A 3,720-nucleotide genomic window follows, 5' to 3' on the forward strand; every position below is an offset into this window, starting at 1 on the left:
AAAAAAGCCTTCTTTCTTTGGTTTCTCTTGCTCAACAACTTTATCTGCAAGCACTTCTTCGCGTAAAGATCCAATATCCTCAGCTTCTGCTTGTGCAATAGCGAGACGTTTATTTTCCTCTTCTTGTGCAAGGCGTTGCGCTTCCGCTTCTTGAGCTAGACGCGCTTCTTCTAAACGCGCCGCTTCTTGACGTGCTTGTTCTGCTTGGCGCTGGGCTTCTTCTTGCGCAAGGCGTTGTACCTCCGCTTCTTGAGCCAGACGCGCTTCTTCTAAACGTGCGGCTTCTTGACGCGCTTGCTCTGCTTCCAGTTCCGCTTGGCGCTGGGCTTCTTCTTGCGCAAGGCGTTGTACTTCCGCTTCTTGAGCCAAACGCGCTTCTTCTAAACGTGCGGCTTCTTGACGCGCTTGTTCTGCTTCCAGTTCCGCTTGACGCTGGGCTTCTTCTTGCACAAGGCGTTGTGCTTCTGCTTCTTGAGCCAGACGCGCTTCTTCTAAACGTGCGGCTTCTTGACGCGCTTGTTCTGCTTCCAGTTCCGCTTGGCGCTGGGCTTCTTCTTGCGCAAGGCGTTGCGCTTCCGCTTCTTGAGCCAGACGCGCTTCTTCTAAACGTTGCTGTTCTTTCTCTTGCTCAATATTTTCTTCTTTGTTACGCCCAAAACCGAGCCACGAGAAAAAACCTTTTTTTTTCTTTTGCCATTAGCTACTAAACTCCTCGCACTAAATCATGGCGCGATTACATTGACGATATTGAAAATAATAATGAAGTCTATCATTTGATCATGGATAAACGCATCTTTTATACGAATTTTATGGTAAATTATTGCTGATTAAATCAAGGGAAGTCATCGATATAACGACAGACACGGTTCCCTTATTCTAAAAGACACTCCAGAACTCACGTTTAAACGATATAAATCAAAATAATATGGCCAAAAAACCACAAAAAGCCTCAATGGGACAAATCAGAATAATTGGGGGAAAATGGCGTGGTCGTAAACTTCCTGTTCTTGATAGCCAAGGATTACGACCGACAACGGATAGAGTGAAAGAAACACTCTTTAATTGGCTAATGCCTGTTATCCAAGATGCCCGCTGCCTAGACTGTTTTGCAGGAAGCGGTGGTTTAGGTATTGAAGCCCTCTCTCGCTATGCGCGTGAAACCACGTTTATCGAATATGAACGCGCAGTCGCCCAACAAATTACCACAAACTTAACCTTACTTAATGCAGAGAATGGACATGTCATTCAAGACAGTGCACTGTCATATCTCGCCAAACAAGGTTCACCTTATAATGTCATTTTTTTAGATCCTCCTTTTCATAAAGGCATGTTGTCAGACACTATCCAATTATTAGAAAATAACAATTGGTTAGCACAAGATTGCTATATTTATATTGAGGAAGAAGTTAAAGCGCAGACTTATACAATTCCGACTCATTGGACATTGCATAGAGAGAAGATCGCAGGACAAGTCGCGTACCGTCTTTATATTCGCAGTTTATCTGCTTAATTTTTTATGGAGCTGCTATGTTAATCTTTTTTGGCCGATTTTTAATGATCGGTGTTTGGGGCTTTCTACTTTTAAATATTATGTCTCCATTTCCTAAGCCTCTAAAATATTTTATGGATATCGCATTGATTTTTATGGTAATCATGCATGGATTACAAATCGTTATGTATAAAGCAGGACAACCTAAAGATCAAAAACCGTCAACAGCATTACAATTTCGTGTTTTCTTCTTTGGGATCTTTGAACTCTTAAAATACAAAAGAATTACGTAAAGAATACGAAGAAAAACAGAAAAACAAAACCAAACAGCAGCCATAAATAGTGTTATACCCTCGCAATTATCTGGGGTCGACAATTAGCCCCAGAGATTGCCAATATCATGAATATATTATCTTATTTATTGTCTTGATCATTACTTGGCATATCTGTTTCAAACTTAATAAAACGACTTCCCTGCATAAATAGACGTCCTTTCATTCCAGGTTCGATATCTTGATAAGATGATTTATCAATTTTTTAACACTAAATCTTTACGCTCATCAGTAGTTAAACGAAAAGTAACTTGATAATAATATGTTGTTTCTGGACCATTAACGTCATTTTCTCTTGAGCGCCGTTCATTTGCTGCAATTTCTTTTTTTATCAATTATTTCAACCATATAAAGTTTAATAGGCGAATTATCGTCACTTATCCGCTGTTTTTTTTTTGTTCAAAAAAAAACGATAAAGTTGCCGACGCTATAATTATGATTAGTATCGCAATTCCTAAAATAGCCGCTTTATTCATTACATTAGTTCCTATCGTTATATGGACAAAAAAAATAGTGTGCTTTATATTATTTTAATAAGTCCATCAATTTCGTCATTAACCGCTATTCTTAAATTAATCTTTCTGTTATGAATAATAAAACAGTTCTGAATATAAGGAAGATATTATGAGTTGGCCTTTTCTCGCCGTATTATTCTCCGGATGGCTTTATATCGATGCCGCATATCGAGGCCCTAATTGGCAACAATGGTTATTCCGTCCTATCACGTTACTCCTTTTATTACTTTGGGCATGGCAAGTTCCCGAACACAATATTAATAGCTACCTTATTGTAGGTGCATTATTAGCGACACTACTTTCTGATATCTTAAGAATTTTTGATAGTAAGTATTTACTACCTTCTTTTGCTTTGGTTTTTCTGAGCTATATACTTTATATGGTAAGCTTTTTACTACCGCTCCAACTCTCTTTCTATCTTCCTTTACTTGGATTCGTTATTCTTGCTTTCATTATCATTTTAGCGATTGTCTGGACTAAGCTCGATAAATTAGCAATTCCAGCCTCGTTAACTTTATTAGCGGCATTTGCTATGTTTTGGATTGCAGGTGAAAAATTCTTCTACTTAAGCAATGATTACAACTTGTCAGTCATGGTGGGTTCATTCCTGTTAGTAATTGCTTACTCCATATGGCTAATTAATCGCTTCCGCTTCTCATTTTCAGCATCCAAAGGGCTTGTCAGCGCCTGTTATTTTATTGGGCATTTCTTCATTGTTAGAGCTTTATTTCTTTAGTATCGATTAACCCCTTGTCTTTACAAAATAGAATGAGGGGTTAATTTTTTGACCTAGTTAGCACTTTTTGCCAATGAATATACCGTTGATATCTTGACTCTGGACTCTACTCCAAGCTGTAAAGTACTTATCAGAAATGAATTTAGACTTTACTTTGTTGAACAAGGAGAGCCAGTTATGACTAAACATGCTCATCAACACGATAATCATAAACATACCGATGCTTGCTGCTCAAGCTCTCAATGCTGTTCAGGTCACTCTGAGAATAGTACGCACTCACATACAGAAAGCGGACATTCTCATACTAAGATAGATAAAAGTGATCCTGAATGCGAGGATGAGCATCATCACGAGCATTCTCACGAACATAATCACGATGGGCACAATCATGCTCATGCAAGCTGTGATATCAACGCCCCTGTTTCTAACATTGAGCCAGAAAAGATTGCACAGCAACGCTTTAGTTGGAAAGTGCAAGGAATGGATTGTCCGAGTTGCGCTCAAAAAATTGAAACAGCCGCACTTAAAGTCGCGGGTGTAAAACAAGCAAAAGTCCTTTTTGCCACTGAAAAATTGGTCGTTGATGCAGATAGCGATCTACGCGCTGACGTGATCGCGGCAATTAACAGTGCAGGTTTTGAACTTTTT

Annotated in this window: 5 protein-coding genes and 1 pseudogene; 4 read left to right on the forward strand and 2 right to left on the reverse strand. The window is 39.1% G+C overall.

Annotation, left to right across the window (positions count from 1 at the left end; genetic code table 11):
* Positions 1 to 633: pseudogene (locus tag BHE89_RS12110) on the reverse strand (signal recognition particle-docking protein FtsY); the annotation flags it as partial.
* Between the two features lie 292 nt (positions 634 to 925).
* Here BHE89_RS12110 and rsmD point away from each other — a divergent pair.
* Together rsmD and BHE89_RS12120 are read left to right on the forward strand one after the other, a co-directional pair.
* Positions 926 to 1,510, forward strand: a complete 585-nt coding sequence (gene rsmD, locus BHE89_RS12115) for a 16S rRNA (guanine(966)-N(2))-methyltransferase (RefSeq protein ID WP_069368403.1) — start codon at positions 926 to 928, stop codon at positions 1,508 to 1,510.
* 17 nt (positions 1,511 to 1,527) lie between these two features.
* Complete coding sequence (locus BHE89_RS12120) at positions 1,528 to 1,782, forward strand: DUF1145 family protein (protein WP_171742496.1); 255 nt, start codon at positions 1,528 to 1,530, stop codon at positions 1,780 to 1,782.
* 236 nt (positions 1,783 to 2,018) lie between these two features.
* Here BHE89_RS12120 and BHE89_RS25645 read toward each other — a convergent pair whose 3' ends face one another.
* A complete protein-coding gene (locus BHE89_RS25645) occupies positions 2,019 to 2,156 on the reverse strand; it encodes a hypothetical protein (protein ID WP_286146095.1) in 138 nt (45 codons plus the stop codon).
* Positions 2,157 to 2,445: 289 nt separating this feature from the next.
* Here BHE89_RS25645 and BHE89_RS12130 point away from each other — a divergent pair, with 289 nt between their 5' ends.
* Together BHE89_RS12130 and BHE89_RS12135 are read left to right on the forward strand one after the other, a co-directional pair.
* Positions 2,446 to 3,072, forward strand: a complete 627-nt coding sequence (locus BHE89_RS12130) for a lysoplasmalogenase (RefSeq protein ID WP_069368406.1) — start codon at positions 2,446 to 2,448, stop codon at positions 3,070 to 3,072.
* Positions 3,073 to 3,249: 177 nt separating this feature from the next.
* Positions 3,250 to 3,720: cation transporter (locus tag BHE89_RS12135; protein ID WP_171742497.1), on the forward strand; the 471-nt coding region annotated here is incomplete at its 3' end.

Source organism: Shigella sp. FC1967 (assembly GCF_001743005.1).
In the GTDB taxonomy this organism is placed as follows: Bacteria; Pseudomonadota; Gammaproteobacteria; order Enterobacterales; family Enterobacteriaceae; genus Proteus.

Bases quoted from the DNA above. Each gene is read 5' to 3' on its own strand.
- BHE89_RS12130 (WP_069368406.1), top strand. From the start codon at position 2,446: ATGAGTTGGCCTTTTCTCGCCGTATTATTCTCCGGATGGCTTTATATC.
- BHE89_RS12120 (WP_171742496.1), top strand. From the start codon at position 1,528: ATGTTAATCTTTTTTGGCCGATTTTTAATGATCGGTGTTTGGGGCTTT.
- rsmD (WP_069368403.1), top strand. From the start codon at position 926: ATGGCCAAAAAACCACAAAAAGCCTCAATGGGACAAATCAGAATAATT.